Genomic DNA, 14,403 nt, shown 5'->3' on the forward strand with positions numbered 1-14,403 from the left:
CTGAACGGCTGGTGTAAACAGAGAGGGGAGCCACTGGCTCCCCTCTCTGTTTGGGGTTGATTCCTTGGGCTGGATTACGGCTGGCGGCCGGCGAACACCACCACCACCTTGTCATCCCCCTTCTCCCGCACGAAGGCATAGGGGCTGTCGGCCAGTTTCTTGTGGCTGCCCGCCGCCACCGCCGGGTGGGCGGCGCGGAACTGGCCGAGCCGCTGCCAGTGCTTGACCAGCTCGGCCTTCTCGCCGCCGGCCAGCTCCTGCCAGTTCATGTCGGAGCGCAGTGCCTGATCGAACACTCCGCCATCTTTGGCGAGCCCGCGGCCGGACTCATCGCCGTAGTAGATCTGGATGCCGCCCGGCAGCAGCATGAAGCTGCTGGCGACCCGGCGCTGCAGCGGCACGTCCTGATAGTCGCCGAAGAACAGCTTGGTGTCGTGGGAGCTGATGTAGCTCAGCACGTTGAACTCGGGATCCTGATTGATGCGGCTGGCGTAGCCGGCATAGGTGGGCTCGGCGCTGGCCAGGCACTGGGCCTGGGGCAGGGCGAACTCGCGCTGATAGTCGAAGTTGATCAGCGAATCGAAGCCGTGTCGGTACCAGAAATCCTTGGCCACCCCGTGATCCCACACCTCGCCCACCATGTAGAAGGGCAGGTCGTCGAGCTTCTTGGCCGGATTGGCGGCTTTCCACTCCTTGAGGGCGGCGGTGCCGGCCTGCTTGAGGCGGGCCCACACCTCGGGCTCCAGGTGTTTGACGGTGTCGGCTCTGAAGCCGTCGATGCCGAAGCGGCGCACCCAGTCGGTGTGCCAGGCAATCAGATAGTCGCTCACGGTGGCGTTGGCCAGCGCCTTGGCCCTGGTATCTTTTTTCGCCGCCAGCAGCGGCGGCAGCCCCACCGGCTTGGTGGATTCAGTCAGGAAGTCCGGCAGCCCCGCCACCGAGCCGGTGACGTCGTCGGTGCCGGGCTGCGGGTAGCCGGGCAGGCCGGCCCGCACCCAGTCACCGCTCCACCACTGGTCCCACTTCGGCGACTGGTAGTCGATGAACTGGTTGTAGCCATGCCAGTTGAGGCCGCCGCTCGGGCGCCACTGGTTCCAGCGGGCCGGCAGTTTGCCGGTGTTCTGGGTGAGGTCGGTGAGCCCGAGATCTTGCAGGTCGGCGAGGGTGGCGTAGCCGGCGTGGTTCATCACCACGTCGAGGATGATGCGCATGCCGCGCTTGTGGGCCTCGTCCACCAGGGTCTTCAGGCTCTCCTCGTCGCCGTAGTTGGGATCTATCTTGGTGAAGTCGAGCGCCCAGTAGCCGTGATAGGCGTAGAAGGGGAAGTTGCCCTGCTCGCCGCCACCGATGAAACCGTGCACCTGCTCCACCATGGGGGTGATCCAGATGGCGTTGATGCCGAGCTGCTTGATGTAGTCGAGCTTGGCGGTCAGCCCCTTGAAGTCGCCGCCGTGCCAGGTGGCCACTTCATCCTGACCGTCTTTTTGGCGCCCGAAGCTGTGGTCGTTGGCGGGATCGCCGTTGTTGAAGCGGTCGGTGAGCAGGAAATAGACGCTCGCCTGATCCCAGCTGAAGGGAGCCGCCGTGGCCGCCTTGACCGGCTCGAGCAGCAGTAGGCCGCCGCTCTCTTTACTGGGTGTCAGGGTCAGCTTGCCGCCCTTGACCACCCCTTGCTGGCCGGAGTAGGCGTCCCGCAGCTGGGTGCCGTCGGGCCAGACTCCTTTCAGGGATACCGTGACCGGGCCGCCATCCCAGCTGATGCAGGGTTCTGCTGGCGGCTGGCGTTTGAACTCGCTCTTCTTGGTGGCTCGCAGCACCTTGAGGCTGGGGGTATCCGGGTTGAAGGTGAACTGATAATCCCCCGCCAGCATCACCCGCAGGTTGAAGTGCTGCCCCTTGCTGCACTTGTCCATGGGTTGGGCGGTGCCGAAGGGGAGCGGTTTGGCCTCGCTCGGGCCGAAGCTGGTGCCGCAGCTGTTGCCCGCGTCACTGATGCGGATCTGGTGGCTCCCCTTGGTGAGCTGATGGGTCAGCTGCACCGCCCCCTTGTCCAGCGCCAGCGGCGCGCCGACCGGCTGGTCATCCACGTAGAGGCGCACCTCGGCGGCCATGGCCTGATGGAGGAAGAGGGGGCTGGCCAGCAGGGCGAGCCAGAGGGAAGAAACCGAGGGAGTGCGACGCATAAGCCATTCCTTGCTGGGGTTAAGCGGACCAGATTGCCGTCAATGGGGCTCATTCTAGGAGGCATGAGGGCGGGCTTGGACAGGCAAACCGTCGATTTGTGACATCAGTTCAAATGGTTACGTTTTCAAGAATGGAAAAGTGTGAGCGGGGTGTCGCGCCCATAAAAAAGCCGGTCGATAGACCGGCTTGTTGCATTGCCACCTTCGTCACACGGTGAAGAACTTGAAGTTGACGAAGGCCACCGCGATGAAGGAGGCCACCATGCCGCTCAGGCAGAGCACGGCCGGGCGAATGGCCGGCCAGCGATGAGTAAGCAGGATGATCGCCAGCATGGTCGGATAGAGGCCGAACATGTAGCGCGGCATGGCGTTGAGCCCTGTCATCAGCGGAATGGTGCAGCAGATGAACATCAGGGTCGCCTCGGCCCAGCGCTTCTGGCTGAACAGATAGAGGTTCAGAGCCCAGCCAAACATCACCATGATGGAGAGGTAGGATTTGCGTCCGCCCAGTTCAAAGCCGCTCAGCCACCAGTCCAGCGGGCTGTCCATGTAACGGCCCCAGGCCACCTGGATGTGCTTGAACGCCAGCGCATCACCGGTGAGGTGATAGAGGTAGAACATGTAGGCGAACAGGCCGAGCGGGATCATCCAGAGGGTGAACACCACCTTGAAGGCGCGCTCGGTGAAGCGGAAGAACTCGCGCCAGCCGTAGGCCTGCAGCGCCAGGATCAGCACCGGGAACACCATCATCACCCCCAGGTTGCGGGTGGCGGAGATGAACACGCCGAGCAGCGCCACCATCAGCCACTGCTGGCGATAGGCGAACAGGAACATTCCCAGCATCAGTGCCATGAACATCGACTCGGTATAGCCGGAGACGAAGTAGGCGGAGAAGGGGGAGAAGGCGAGCAGCCAGACGCCGAAGCGAGCGGTGTCGTCACCCAGCTTGAGCTGGCGCAGCACCAGCAGCATCAGCGGCAGGCTGATGAAGAACGCCAGGTTGGCTACCAGCATCAGGCCGATCAGACTCTCGACGTTGAGCAGGTTGGAGATGGTGCCGGAGATCATCGGGTAGAGCGGCATGAAGGCCCAGTTGGCCGCATTGCCCTTGCTCAACCAGCGCGGGTAGAGATCGTAGCCGTTCTCGATGATGCGCTGGAACCAGACGCAGTCGAACTGGCAATAGGCCTGCAGCGGGCCTATGTCGGGGGAGCCGTAGAGCTGTACGCCGAAATAGCCCATGCCGTAGAGGGCGGCCCGGCTCAGCACGAAGGCGGCAATGATCATCAGCCAGTCACGGCTGCTGATGGCCAGTGACGGGCGATAGGGGCCCGCATTGTCAGGGGTGATGGAAGTAGTCATGTCATTCATCAGGCAAATACCCAGATCCTGGAGAGGAGGTAGGTGAGCACGGTGACCGTCAGGGTGGCGATCACCACCGGCAACAGACCGGAAAGACCCGCAAACAGCAGACCGCTCAATATCAGGTTACGCACCGCCAGCGAGAAGAGGGCGACCAGCAAGAACTTGCTGGCGGCACCCTGCTTCTGGAAGGTGATGTAACGGTGACCGAAGAAGGAGAACCAGAAGGCGATGGCAAAGGCCAGCGTCGTCACCAGGTGCTCCGAGATGGTGGGCCAGGTGTGAAACAGGGCGATGGAGGTGCCCAGATCGACGAGGGTAGCTCCCCCGCCGACAAACCCGAAACGTACCAGCCGCCAGAATTCCTCGCGGGAGATCATTGAGAAGCCTGCTCCTGCTGGTCATCAGCGGCTTTCGCGGCAGCAGCCTTCTTGCCGGCGCTCTTCTTGCTGCCGGTGGCGGCGTCCTGCTTCGGCTCTTCATCCTGTTTGGCATATTGGCCGTATACCCCTTCGATGAGGTAGACGGGGCGCTGCTTCACTTCCACGAACATGCGGCCGATGTACTCGCCGATGATGCCGAGCGACAGCAGCTGGATACCGCCGAGGAACAGCACCACCGACATCAAGGAGGCGTAACCCGGCACGTCGATGCCGAAGAAGACCACCTGGGTGACGATCTTGAGGATGTAGAGGAAGGCGACGAAGGAGACGCCGACGCCGACGTAGCTCCATACCCGCAGCGGCCAGCTGGAGAAGCTCATCAGGCCGTCAAGGGCGAAGTTCCACAGCTTCCAGTAGTTGAACTTGGTCTCGCCGGCGTGGCGGGCGGGGCGCTCGTAGGGCACGCCGATGGCACGGAAACCGGCCCAGGCGAACAGCCCCTTCATGAAGCGGTTGCGCTCCGGCAGCTGCTTGATCGCCTCGACCACCTTGCGGTCGATCAGGCGGAAGTCACCGGCGTTCTCCGGCAGCTTGGTGCTGGTGGAGAGGGCGTTGAAGAAGCGGTAGAAGCCGCCAGCGGTGAGGCGCTTCATCGGGGTGTCGGCGCTGCGATCCACCCGGATGCCGTAGACGGTGTCGTAGTCGCCGGTCTGCCACAGCTTGACGAATTCGAGAATGAGTGCGGGCGGATCCTGCAGATCCACGTCCATCGGCACCACGGCATCACCCTTGGCATGATGCAGGCCGGCGGTCATGGCTGCTTCCTTGCCGAAGTTGCGGGCCAGGTTGACTAGGGTGACGCGTGGGTCGCGGACGATGGCCTGCTCGACCACCTCACGGGTGCGGTCGCGGCTGCCGTCGTTGACGAATACAATTTCCAGCTGATCCTTGAGCGGCGCCAGTTCGTTATCTATCGCGTTGATGAAGGCATCTATGCTCTCTTCCTCGTTGTAAACGGGAACGATCAGAGAGAGTCGAAAATCGGCATGCGACATGAAAACTTCCTTATTTGGAAAATTATTTTATAAAACAGCGTATTGGAGAATACGTCTTATTGGGCGACGGTCAAGCGCACCGACTGGATATTGAGCGGCGTCGGGGCGGAGAGCGCCAGAAAGTTGGGACGCTTGGGGTCCGAGGTCAGCGACTCGCCCGGCAGGCTGAGACGGATCTCGTTGATGCCAGCCTTGGCCAGCTTGACGGTGGTGGTGAAATCGTGACCCAGTGCCACCTTGAGCAGAGCTCCGGCCTGCGGGCTGTTGACCCGGGCCTGGATGGTCAGCTGTTCCGGCTGCGCCTGCTGCTTGGGCAGCACGAAGTAGAGGCCGCCCTGGCCGCTCAGTTCGGTGCCGTCCGCACTCGGTTTCTTGGCCCAGCCTTCGCTGGAGAGGAAACGGCTCGGCTTGGTCAGATTGAGCTCGTTGCCGGGCTGGTAGGTCATGCTGGAGTTGTGCTCCCAGAAGCGGGTCTTGCCTTCCAGGTAATAGAGCTTGTAGGCCAGGCTCACGTTGGGGTGGGCGGCCAAGTAAAGGGTATAAAGGTAGAAACCACTCAGCGCCATGATGGCGGTCAGAAAACCAAACTTTTTGTACGTCATATCACTCTCTGCGCCTCACGGTTTGTAGGCTGATTTCGCGCATATGCTAATCCAATTGCAAAAAAAGCATAGTGGATCACAAAAATATATTTGGTCACATATTAACCCCTTTCCGGCCGGTGTTCCAAATGTTGCTGTTCCCGTATTTTACCTGCCCTGGCGAGCCGGAGATCTGGCGAAGGCCAGGCGTATTTCAGGCCCGGCTCTGACAAGCATAAACGAGGGCGCCGCTCACACGGCCGGGAGCCTGCATCGCTGTGGCAGGATCTGTCGCCATTTTGCCTAGGCCGATTTATGATGGCGTATCACGCAGTCAAGGATGACCCATGAAGCTGAAACTCTGCTGCTGGATGCTCTGCTTGCTGGCGCCGCTGGCCTCGGCAAACAGTCTGTGTCCCTCGCCCTTGCGGGTCGGTTTTGACAACTGGCCGCCTTATCACTATTACGCCGGCACGGCGGCCGGGCAGAAGGAGCTGCGCGGCTTTGCCGTCGAGGCGCTCACCGCCATGCTCAAGCGGCTCGATTGCAAGGCCAGCTATGTTGAGATGCCCTGGAAGCGGGTGCTGCACGGTCTGTCGCTGGGCTCGGTCGACATCGCCATGGAGGCCTATTTCAATGAGGACCGCGCCCGCTATGCCTGGTTCTCCGATGCCTACAATCCGGGTCGCAGTGCGCTCTGGATCCGCAAGTCATCCTCTTACCCTGAAACCGATCTGGCCAGCTGGCTGGCCAGCGGCCATACCCTGGGCATCACCAAGGACTACTACTATGGGGCCGAGATCAGCGAGTTGCTGCGCCGTTATGCCGCTCAGGTGAGCGTGGTCAATGACGAGCAAAACTATGGCAAGCTGGTACTGGGACGCATCGACGGCTTTCTCGGTGATGTGCTGGCCACCCCCTGGGGCCTGAAGGAGGAGGGGCTGAGCGATCTGATCGTTCCCCACACCATGGCCGTATATGAAGCGCCGACCTTCTTCATGTTCAGCAGGAAGCGGCTGTCACCCGAATTTGTCAGCGCGTTCAATCGCGAACTGGCTGAATTTAAAGCAACAAATGAGTATGACATTATCTGGCGGCGCTACGCGCCCGCCAGCTAGTAAAGTCGCGGGCATTCACGCATCATGAGCGCCTTGACCGCCGGGTCTGACAGGCTGAAGTGAACCGATCTTGAGGTAAGCATGGGGAAGAAGTATTGGCTGGCATTGGCAAACCTGATCTGGCTGGGCTGCTGGCCGGCGGCCATGGTACAGGCCAGCGAGGGCCAGGTGGTGGTGAGCAATGCTGCGATGCAGCACGACTGGTATCAGAACAGCACCGCGGAGCAGGCCAGGCGTGAGCTGGAGCTGCAGCTGCAGGAGGCCGTGCTGGCCCAGTTGCACCCGGATTTTTACACGCTCTGGAAGAAGCTGCAGGCCAAGCCGGCGGATCAGCGTGGCGCCCTCTATGACGAGGCGTTTGGCAAGCTGGCCCGGTTCCAGCAGGCGTGGCGGGCCATGGATCTGGTCTCCCGCGAGCAGATGCAGACCCTCAAGCTCAACCTCAACAAGCCGCTGGCCCACGAGCCGGCCGGCGACAACCTGCTGGAGCAGGTCAGGCAGCTCAGACCCCAGGTCGCGGAATATGACGCGGTGCGCGAGGAAGTGCGCAAGCTGCTGGCGCTGCCGATGGCCAAGAAGTGGCCGACTCTGACCATGCCGACCCTGCGGGCCGGTGAAGTCTCCCCGGAGCTGGGCCAGATCCGCTCCATCCTCAACGAGCTGGGCGACACGGCCCCGCGCCATGATGACGCCACCTACGACGCCGAGACCCTGCAAGCAGTCAAGCAGTTCCAGCGCCGCCACGGCCTGACCGCCGACGGCATCATAGGCCGGCAGACCCGCAGCTGGCTCAATACCGGGCCCGAGGTGCGCGCCAGCCTGCTGCTGCGCAACCTGTGGCGACGTGACCTAGTGGATCAGCTCTCCGGCGCCCGCTACGTGCTGGTCAACATTCCCGACTATCGGCTGAGCGTGGTGGAGTCCGGCAACGAGGTATTCACCAGCCGGGTGATCGTGGGCAAGGAGCAGCGGGCGACCCCGATCCTCGCCAGCGAGATCCGCTCCATCGTGCTGAACCCGGCCTGGCACGTGCCGCGCTCCATCCTGAGCAAGGACATTCTGCCCAAGCTGGGACGAGATCCCGCCTACCTCAATCGCGAGCAGTTCGAGGTGATCGATGGCGAGGGCAATCCGGTGCAGTTCACCGAAGAGGGCTGGCAGCAGGCGCTGGCGTCCGGCTTCCCCTACCGGCTGCGGCAAAAGCCGGGTGATCACAACGCACTGGGCCGCTACAAGTTCTATCTGCCCAACAACGAGGCCATCTACCTGCACTCCACCCCGCGCAAGGCGCTGTTCGAGCAGGGCGCGCGCGCCTTCAGCTCAGGCTGCATCCGGGTGGAGCACGCCGACGATCTGGCCGAGCTGCTGCTGGCGGACTCCCGCTATCAGCCGGACAAGGTGGCCAGCATCCTGAAAGAGACCCAGACCAAGTGGCTGCCGCTGACCACCCCGATCCCGGTGTTCACCGTCTACTGGAGCAGCTGGATCGACGAGGATGGACGTCAGCAACTGCGCAACGACATCTATGGATTTGATCGAGTCAGCTACCAGAGTCGCTTGCTGTGATCCTCGCCACAGAGTGAAAAGCCCGGCCTGCGCCGGGCTTTTTCATGGCCCCTTGCGGTTTGACAGCGGCCGGCTCGGCGGGTAGTTTCAAGCGCCTGTATCAAATTCATTCAACGGTTTCACCTCAACATAGCGATGGACGGACAAGGGATGCTTGATCAAGAGATAAGCCGACGTCGCCTGCTGCTGGGTGCCGGTTGCCTGCTGGGGGGCTCGCTGCTGTCCTTCCCCGCCATGGCGAGCCGCAGTACGGCAGGACGTGAACTCAGTTTCTTCAATCTCAATACCGGCGAGCGGGTGCGCGCCAGCTATTGGGAAGACGGCCGCTACCTGAAAGACGGGCTGGCCGAGCTCAACCACATCTTTCGCGACTACCGTCGCAACGAAGTGTTCAACATCGACCGCAAGCTGTTCGACCAGCTCTACCTGCTGCAGCACAAGCTGGGTCGCCACGGTGAAATCCAGCTCATCTCGGGCTATCGCTCCCCCGTGACCAATCGCCAGAAGCGCAGCCGCAGCCGCGCCGTGGCTAAGCACAGCTACCATACCCTGGGGCAGGCGGTGGATGTGCGCATTCCCGGAGTACAGCTGGCGCACCTGCGCAAGGCGGCGCTCCATCTCAAGGTGGGTGGCGTCGGTTACTACCCGAGCGACAACTTCGTGCACCTCGACACCGGGCCGGTGCGCAGCTGGTAACGGCTGGCTGCTGGCGACTCCTGCCCGGCGGGTGACTGGTCAGCGGGGTGGCCGAGCTGGTAGGCTCTGGATACCATGCAGAGGAGAACCAGATGAAACATATTTTGCTTGGCGGGCTGATTGCCCTGCTGCTGACCGGTTGCGGCAAGCTCAACCGTGAAAACTACGACAAGCTCAAGATGGGGATCAGCTACGCCGAGGCGAGCAGCATCCTCGGCAAGGCCGAGCGTTGTGACGATGCACTGGGGACTACCAGCTGCATCTGGGGTGACGAGGGCAAGAACATCAAGATCCGTTTCATCGCCGACAAGGCGACCTTCTTCAGCTCGGAAGGAATCAACTGAGGCCGCAACAGCCCCGTTGCCCATACAAAAAAGCGCCTGACCGGCGCTTTTTTGTTGGCTGCAATCCGTACCGGCTTGCCAGAAGCTGGCGCGCTCAGTGCGTGGCGTACTGGTAGTGGAAGGTAGGCAGCCCCCATTTGAAGCGCACTGCCAGGAGGCGCAGCACGAAACCGATGCCGATGGCGCCGAAGGCGGCCCAGTCGTTGGGCAGGCCCTGATCGAGCGCCAGGCAGTAGATGGCGGCCGTCACCAGCGAGATGGCGGCATAGAGCTCGCGGCGAAACACCAGCGGAATGCGCTGGCAGAGCAGGTCTCTGAGCACGCCGCCGAAGGCCCCTGTCACCACCGCCATGATGCAGGCGATCCCGGCACCGTGGCCCATCTCCAGCGCCCTTGCCGCGCCGAAGATGGAAAAGACCACCAGCCCCAGGGCATCGAGCGCCATGAACAGCTTGCCGAGGTAGCGCATCAGCGGCGCCGAGATGACGCCGGCCATGGCCGCGCCGGCGACCAGCAGCACATACTCCGGGTGTTCGACCCAGAGCAGGGGGTAATGGCCCAGCAGCACGTCGCGAATGGTGCCGCCCCCGATGGCGGTCGCCGATGCGATGATCACCACGCCAAACAGATCCATCCGTCGCCGGCCCGCGGCCAGCGCGCCTGTCATCCCTTCGGCCACCAGGCCCAGCAAGAAGAGTGCATGTAACATGAGATATCCCAGGGTGCGAGAAAGCCCCGCATCCTATCAAGTCGCGCTATAGGGGACAAGCAATGAAGGCTATGCATTATTTTTTATAATGCAAAAATGAAACGGGGCCCCCAAGGGAGCCCTGTTGTCACTACCAACCGGCTCAGCGTCTGAGCTGTTCGGCGCGGTAGTGATCGACCCACATGGCGGTGGCGCCGCAGATGGCTACCGGCATCACGAACAGGTTCACCACCGGGATGGCGGAGAAGAGGGTGACCAGGGCACCGAAGCTCAGGCACTTGCCGCGGCGCTGCTTGAGGGCGTCGCGCATGGTGATGAAGTCGATCTTGTGGTTGTCGAACGGATAGTCGACGTACTGGATCGCCATCATCCAGGCGCTGAACAGGAACCAGAGCACCGGCGCCAGGGTCTGGCCCACCACCGGAATGAGGAACAGGATCAGGCAGCCGATGGCCTTGGGCAGGTAGTATTTGAGCTTGGTCCACTCGCGGCCGAAGGTGCGCGGCACGTCCTTGACGATGTCCAGCATGCCGGTATCGCTGACGGTCTCGCCGGTGAGGGCCTGTTCCACCTTCTCCGCCAGCAGGCCGTTGAAGGGGGCCGCTATCCAGTTGGCCACCGAGCTGAACAGGAAAGAGAAGACCACCAGGATGGTGATGAGGGCGATGGGCCAGAGCAGATAGTCCAGCCAGTCGAGCCAGCTCGGGATCTGCTGGTGCAGCCAGCCGAACAGGCCGTCCAGCTGCAGCAGCAGGGCGTAGAAGGCGCCGGCAAACAGCACGAAGTTGACCAGCAGGGGGATCAGCACGAAGGTGCGGATGCCGGGCTGACGAATGAGCGAGAAGCCGCGCAGGAAGTAGTCTGCGCCGCTGATCGAGTCTTTTACCATACGGGGTGAGTGGCTCATCTGAGCTCCATCTGTTCATGGGAAACTGCCTGCATATTACAAACAAGCTTTTGATTTGGTAAAGTCGCCTGCCCGCCTCCTCTTTATTTCGTTACCCACATAGGCCGCCATGCGTCTGAAATTGATCAAACTCGCCGGTTTCAAGTCGTTTGTCGAGCCGACCCGCATCGAACTCAACGCCGACATGACCGCCGTGGTGGGCCCCAACGGCTGCGGCAAATCCAACGTCATCGACGCCGTGCGCTGGGTGCTGGGGGAGAGCTCCGCCCGCCATCTGCGCGGCGAAAACATGACCGACGTCATCTTCAACGGCTCCGTCAACCGCAGCGCCCACGGCCGTGCCTCGGTGGAGCTGGTGTTCGACAACCCCCACAACCGGGTGCCCGGCGAGTTCGGCCGCTTTACCGAGATCTCGGTGCGCCGCGAAGTGCTGCGCGATGGCTCCAACCACTACCAGATCAACGGCCAGAAGTGCCGCCGCAAGGACGTGACCGACCTTTTCCTCGGCACTGGCCTGGGGCCGCGCAGCTACGCCATCATCGAACAGGGCACCGTCAGCCGGCTGGTGGAGTCCCGCCCCGCCGATCTCAAGCTGTTCATGGAAGAGGCCGCCGGGGTCTCCCGCTACAAGGAGCGGCGCCGCGAGACCGAGCAGCGCATCCGCCATACCCAGGAGAACCTGGAGCGCCTCGGTGACATCCGCGGCGAGCTGGGCTCACGCCTCGAGCATCTCAAGGCCCAGGCCGAGACAGCCGAGCGCTACAAGCAGCTCAAGAACCGTTCGCGCGCCGCCCGCGCCGAGCTGATCGGCTCGGAACTGTGGGCGCTGGAGACGCGCCTCGGCGAGGCCAAGACCGAACTGGCCCAGACCGAGCAGGCGCTGGCGGCGCTCGATGCCAAGCGCACCGCCGACGAGGGGCGTCACGTCACCCTGTCGGTGGCCCGCCAGGAGGCGCAGGCCGAGCAGGCCAGCCGCCAGCAACAGATTTTTCTCGGCGGGCAGGCCATCGCCCGTCTCGAGCAGCAGCAACTGCACCAGAGCGAGCTAGGCCGCGACTGGCAGGCAAGGCGGCAAGCCCTCGGCGAGCGTATCGAGGGGCTCAAGTCCCAACTGGCCGGCCAGCTGGAACAGCTGAGCGAAAGCACGTTGCAGGGCGAGGTCGCGTCGGCACGCCTCGAGCAGTGTGAGCAGTTGCTTACCGACCAGCAGAGCGTGCGGGCGGCGGCGACCGAGCGGCTCGAGCAGGCGCGCCAGCGCCAGCAGCAGTGGCAGCAGCAGTTGGGGCAGTTACAGGGGCGGCTCAACCAGACCCGCGCCGAGGTGAACGGTCTGCAGGAGCTGCAGGCCAAGACCCGGCTGGCCCGTCTCAAGCTGGAAGATGAACAGGCCGGGCCCCTCGGCGGGGAAGGGGAGAACCTGCAACCGGCGCTCGATGCGCTGGCGGCGGAGCTCGCGCTCTCCCGCGCCCGCCATGAGGAGTCCGAAGCGGCGTGGCAGGCCGCCGTGGCCCGCCACGAAGCACTCAAGACAGAGCAGGGTCACCAGCAGGGCTTGCTGCGCGAGCTGGAGGCTCGCCTCGCCACCCTGGATCAGATCCTGGGGGAGCAGATGGCGGGCGCCACCCTGGCGGATCGGCTGCAGGTGCCTCCCGAGTGGGCCCGGGGGCTGGACAAGGTGCTCGGTCGCTGGCTCACCGCCACCCCGGCGGATGAGTGCAATCTGACGCAGTCCGGGCTCTGGATCGGCCCGGCCCAGCCGGCGGTTGCCGGTACCCTGGCGGCGCAGCTGGGCGGCGAGCACATTCCTTCCTTCCTCAATGCCATCTGGCTGGTGGAGAGCCGGGAAGCGGCATTGGCCCGCCAGCCGAGCCTCGCGGCCGGTGAGTCGCTGCTCACTCCTGCGGGCGACTGGTTTGGTCCCAACTGGGCGGATCTGGGGGAGGGCATGGCACTCGGTACCCTGGCGCTGCTCGGTGAACGTGAGCGGTTGCACACCGAGCAGGCCGCAGGCCGGGAGGCGCTGCGCCGGCTCGATGAGCAGTTTGCCGCCGCCAACGCGACGCGGGCCCAGCTGCACGGCGCCCATGAGCAGGCTCTGCGTACCCTGCGCGAGCAGGAGCAGCAGTGGCAGCAACTGCGCGAAGCCTGGAGCCTGCGCGAGGGGCAACGGCAGGAGCGGTTGCAGCGCCTCGGCCAGCTGGGGGAAGAGCTGACGCGACTGGCGCAAGAGCAGGCCGAGGAGGCCGAGCGGCTGGCGTCGGCCGGGGAGCGGCTTGAGCAAGGTGAGGCGGCCCTTGGCGAGCTGCAGGAGCAGGGCGAGGCGCTTGCCGAGGCGCTGCTGCTCGCCCAGGAGCAGGCGAGCGGGGCGGAGCGGGCGCTGGAAGAGGCGCGCCTGCGCCGGGAGCAGCAGCAGGCCGCCTGCCAGCGACTGCAACTGGAGCAGCAGAACCTGCGCCAGCTCATCGCCCTGCGCGAACAGGAGCTGGCCCGCCTCGGGCTGGAGCTGGCCGAGCTCAAGGAGCCGGGCGCTGCGCCGGGTCAGGATCTGTCGCCCCTGCTGGCCGAGCAGCGCAATCTTGAGGCGCAGCAGCTCGCCTGTCATCAGCGGCTTGCGGAGCTGGAGCGTCAGCTGACCGAGCTGGAGCAGGCCAGAAGCGCCGATCACAAGCAGCTGGTACAAATTCAGGAGAAGCTGGCGACCCTGCGCCTTGAGCGTGAACGCAACCTGACGCGCCGGCAGGGGCTGCACGAGCAGTTCGAAGAGCTGGGCGTGCGGCTGGTGGATCTCGATCAGGCGGTGCTGATTGCCGCTGATCGCGGCAAGCTGCGCCAGGAGATCCAGACCCTGGAGGCACAGGTGGAGGCGCTTGGCGCCATCAACCTGGCGGCCCTCGAGGAGTATGAAGAGGCGAAAACCCGCTCAAGCTACCTGGAAAACCAGTGCCAGGATCTGGAACAGGCGCTGGAAACCTTGAGCCAAGCCATTAAAAGAATTGATAAAGAGACACAAATACGGTTCCGGGATACTTTCGATAAGGTCAACGAAGATTTAAAATCCCTCTTTCCGAAAGTGTTCGGGGGGGGCAGTGCCTGGCTTGAGCTCACCTCCGATGATCTTTTGGAGGCCGGAGTGAGCATCATGGCGAGACCTCCGGGTAAGAAGAATGCTACCATTGCCCTGCTTTCCGGGGGGGAGAAGGCGTTAACCGCACTTGCGCTGGTTTTTGCCATCTTCAGACTCAACCCAGCACCATTTTGTCTGCTGGATGAGGTGGATGCACCGCTCGATGAAGTGAACGTCGGTCGCTTCTGTTCTCTTGTCAAAGAGATGTCGAGCACAGTACAGTTCGTTTACATCAGTCATAATAAGGTCTCCATGGAGATGGCTGAGCAGCTGGTTGGCGTCACGATGCAAGAGCCCGGGGTTTCGCGCATAGTGTCGGTCGATATCGGTGAAGCCGTCGCTTTGGCTGAGCAAAACTAGAAAGAGAAGCAGCTA

General features: G+C 63.1%; 12 protein-coding genes. 5 read left to right on the plus strand and 7 right to left on the minus strand.

Going from position 1 to position 14,403, the window contains the following annotated elements:
* Window positions 1–74: 74 nt before the first annotated feature.
* The 5 genes from AHA_RS06130 to AHA_RS06150 all read right to left on the minus strand — a co-directional run bounded on the left by AHA_RS06130 (window position 75) and on the right by AHA_RS06150 (window position 5,585).
* Window positions 75–2,183 carry an alpha-amylase gene (locus tag AHA_RS06130; RefSeq protein WP_011705133.1) on the minus strand — a complete coding sequence of 703 codons (2,109 nt, stop codon included), beginning with the start codon at window positions 2,181–2,183 and terminating at the stop codon, window positions 75–77.
* 207 nt (window positions 2,184–2,390) lie between these two features.
* A complete protein-coding gene (locus tag AHA_RS06135) occupies window positions 2,391–3,554 on the minus strand; it encodes a membrane protein (RefSeq protein ID WP_011705134.1) in 1,164 nt (387 codons plus the stop codon).
* Complete coding sequence (locus AHA_RS06140; RefSeq protein WP_005303379.1) at window positions 3,554–3,925, minus strand: GtrA family protein; 372 nt, start codon at window positions 3,923–3,925, stop codon at window positions 3,554–3,556. Before AHA_RS06140 ends, AHA_RS06135 begins: the two co-directional genes overlap by 1 nt.
* Window positions 3,922–4,983, minus strand: a complete 1,062-nt coding sequence (locus AHA_RS06145; protein WP_011705135.1) for a glycosyltransferase family 2 protein — start codon at window positions 4,981–4,983, stop codon at window positions 3,922–3,924. The genes AHA_RS06140 and AHA_RS06145 overlap by 4 nt, the downstream gene beginning before the upstream one ends.
* 56 nt (window positions 4,984–5,039) lie before the next feature.
* The gene (locus AHA_RS06150) at window positions 5,040–5,585 is read right to left on the minus strand and encodes a hypothetical protein (RefSeq protein ID WP_011705136.1); all 546 of its coding nucleotides are present in this window, start codon (window positions 5,583–5,585) and stop codon (window positions 5,040–5,042) included.
* Window positions 5,586–5,911: 326 nt separating this feature from the next.
* On the opposite strand from AHA_RS06150, the gene AHA_RS06155 reads away from it, so the two are divergent.
* The 4 genes from AHA_RS06155 (at window position 5,912) to AHA_RS06170 (ending at window position 9,288) form a co-directional block, all read left to right on the plus strand.
* Window positions 5,912–6,682, plus strand: coding sequence for a substrate-binding periplasmic protein (locus AHA_RS06155; protein WP_115586406.1), 771 nt, complete (start codon window positions 5,912–5,914; stop codon window positions 6,680–6,682).
* An 81-nt stretch (window positions 6,683–6,763) separates the two neighbouring features.
* Window positions 6,764–8,248, plus strand: a complete 1,485-nt coding sequence (locus tag AHA_RS06160) for a L,D-transpeptidase family protein (protein WP_049048373.1) — start codon at window positions 6,764–6,766, stop codon at window positions 8,246–8,248.
* Between the two features lie 150 nt (window positions 8,249–8,398).
* Window positions 8,399–8,944 (plus strand): DUF882 domain-containing protein, encoded by a 546-nt coding sequence (locus AHA_RS06165; RefSeq protein WP_011705140.1) that lies wholly within the window; start codon window positions 8,399–8,401, stop codon window positions 8,942–8,944.
* 92 nt (window positions 8,945–9,036) lie between these two features.
* Window positions 9,037–9,288 (plus strand): hypothetical protein, encoded by a 252-nt coding sequence (locus AHA_RS06170; protein WP_005303367.1) that lies wholly within the window; start codon window positions 9,037–9,039, stop codon window positions 9,286–9,288.
* A 94-nt stretch (window positions 9,289–9,382) separates the two neighbouring features.
* Here AHA_RS06170 and AHA_RS06175 read toward each other — a convergent pair whose 3' ends face one another.
* On the minus strand, window positions 9,383–9,997 hold the full coding sequence (locus tag AHA_RS06175) for a trimeric intracellular cation channel family protein (RefSeq protein ID WP_011705141.1): 615 nt from the start codon (window positions 9,995–9,997) through the stop codon (window positions 9,383–9,385).
* A 142-nt stretch (window positions 9,998–10,139) separates the two neighbouring features.
* The gene (gene cysZ / locus AHA_RS06180) at window positions 10,140–10,904 is read right to left on the minus strand and encodes a sulfate transporter CysZ (RefSeq protein WP_011705142.1); all 765 of its coding nucleotides are present in this window, start codon (window positions 10,902–10,904) and stop codon (window positions 10,140–10,142) included.
* A gap of 109 nt (window positions 10,905–11,013) precedes the next feature.
* Between cysZ and AHA_RS06185 the strand changes: the two genes are divergently transcribed.
* Window positions 11,014–14,388, plus strand: a complete 3,375-nt coding sequence (locus tag AHA_RS06185; RefSeq protein WP_011705143.1) for an AAA family ATPase — start codon at window positions 11,014–11,016, stop codon at window positions 14,386–14,388.
* Window positions 14,389–14,403 lie beyond the last annotated feature (15 nt).

Source organism: Aeromonas hydrophila subsp. hydrophila ATCC 7966 (assembly GCF_000014805.1).
GTDB classification, from domain to species: Bacteria; Pseudomonadota; Gammaproteobacteria; order Enterobacterales; family Aeromonadaceae; genus Aeromonas; species Aeromonas hydrophila.

Excerpts from the sequence above, each read along its gene's own strand:
- AHA_RS06135 (WP_011705134.1), bottom strand. The coding sequence starts at position 3,554 with ATGAATGACATGACTACTTCCATCACCCCTGACAATGCGGGCCCCTAT.
- AHA_RS06155 (WP_115586406.1), top strand. The coding sequence starts at position 5,912 with ATGAAGCTGAAACTCTGCTGCTGGATGCTCTGCTTGCTGGCGCCGCTG.
- AHA_RS06160 (WP_049048373.1), top strand. The coding sequence starts at position 6,764 with ATGGGGAAGAAGTATTGGCTGGCATTGGCAAACCTGATCTGGCTGGGC.
- AHA_RS06150 (WP_011705136.1), bottom strand. The coding sequence starts at position 5,585 with ATGACGTACAAAAAGTTTGGTTTTCTGACCGCCATCATGGCGCTGAGT.
- AHA_RS06170 (WP_005303367.1), top strand. The coding sequence starts at position 9,037 with ATGAAACATATTTTGCTTGGCGGGCTGATTGCCCTGCTGCTGACCGGT.
- AHA_RS06140 (WP_005303379.1), bottom strand. The coding sequence starts at position 3,925 with ATGATCTCCCGCGAGGAATTCTGGCGGCTGGTACGTTTCGGGTTTGTC.
- AHA_RS06185 (WP_011705143.1), top strand. The coding sequence starts at position 11,014 with ATGCGTCTGAAATTGATCAAACTCGCCGGTTTCAAGTCGTTTGTCGAG.
- AHA_RS06165 (WP_011705140.1), top strand. The coding sequence starts at position 8,399 with ATGCTTGATCAAGAGATAAGCCGACGTCGCCTGCTGCTGGGTGCCGGT.
- AHA_RS06175 (WP_011705141.1), bottom strand. The coding sequence starts at position 9,997 with ATGTTACATGCACTCTTCTTGCTGGGCCTGGTGGCCGAAGGGATGACA.
- AHA_RS06130 (WP_011705133.1), bottom strand. The coding sequence starts at position 2,183 with ATGCGTCGCACTCCCTCGGTTTCTTCCCTCTGGCTCGCCCTGCTGGCC.
- cysZ (WP_011705142.1), bottom strand. The coding sequence starts at position 10,904 with ATGAGCCACTCACCCCGTATGGTAAAAGACTCGATCAGCGGCGCAGAC.
- AHA_RS06145 (WP_011705135.1), bottom strand. The coding sequence starts at position 4,983 with ATGTCGCATGCCGATTTTCGACTCTCTCTGATCGTTCCCGTTTACAAC.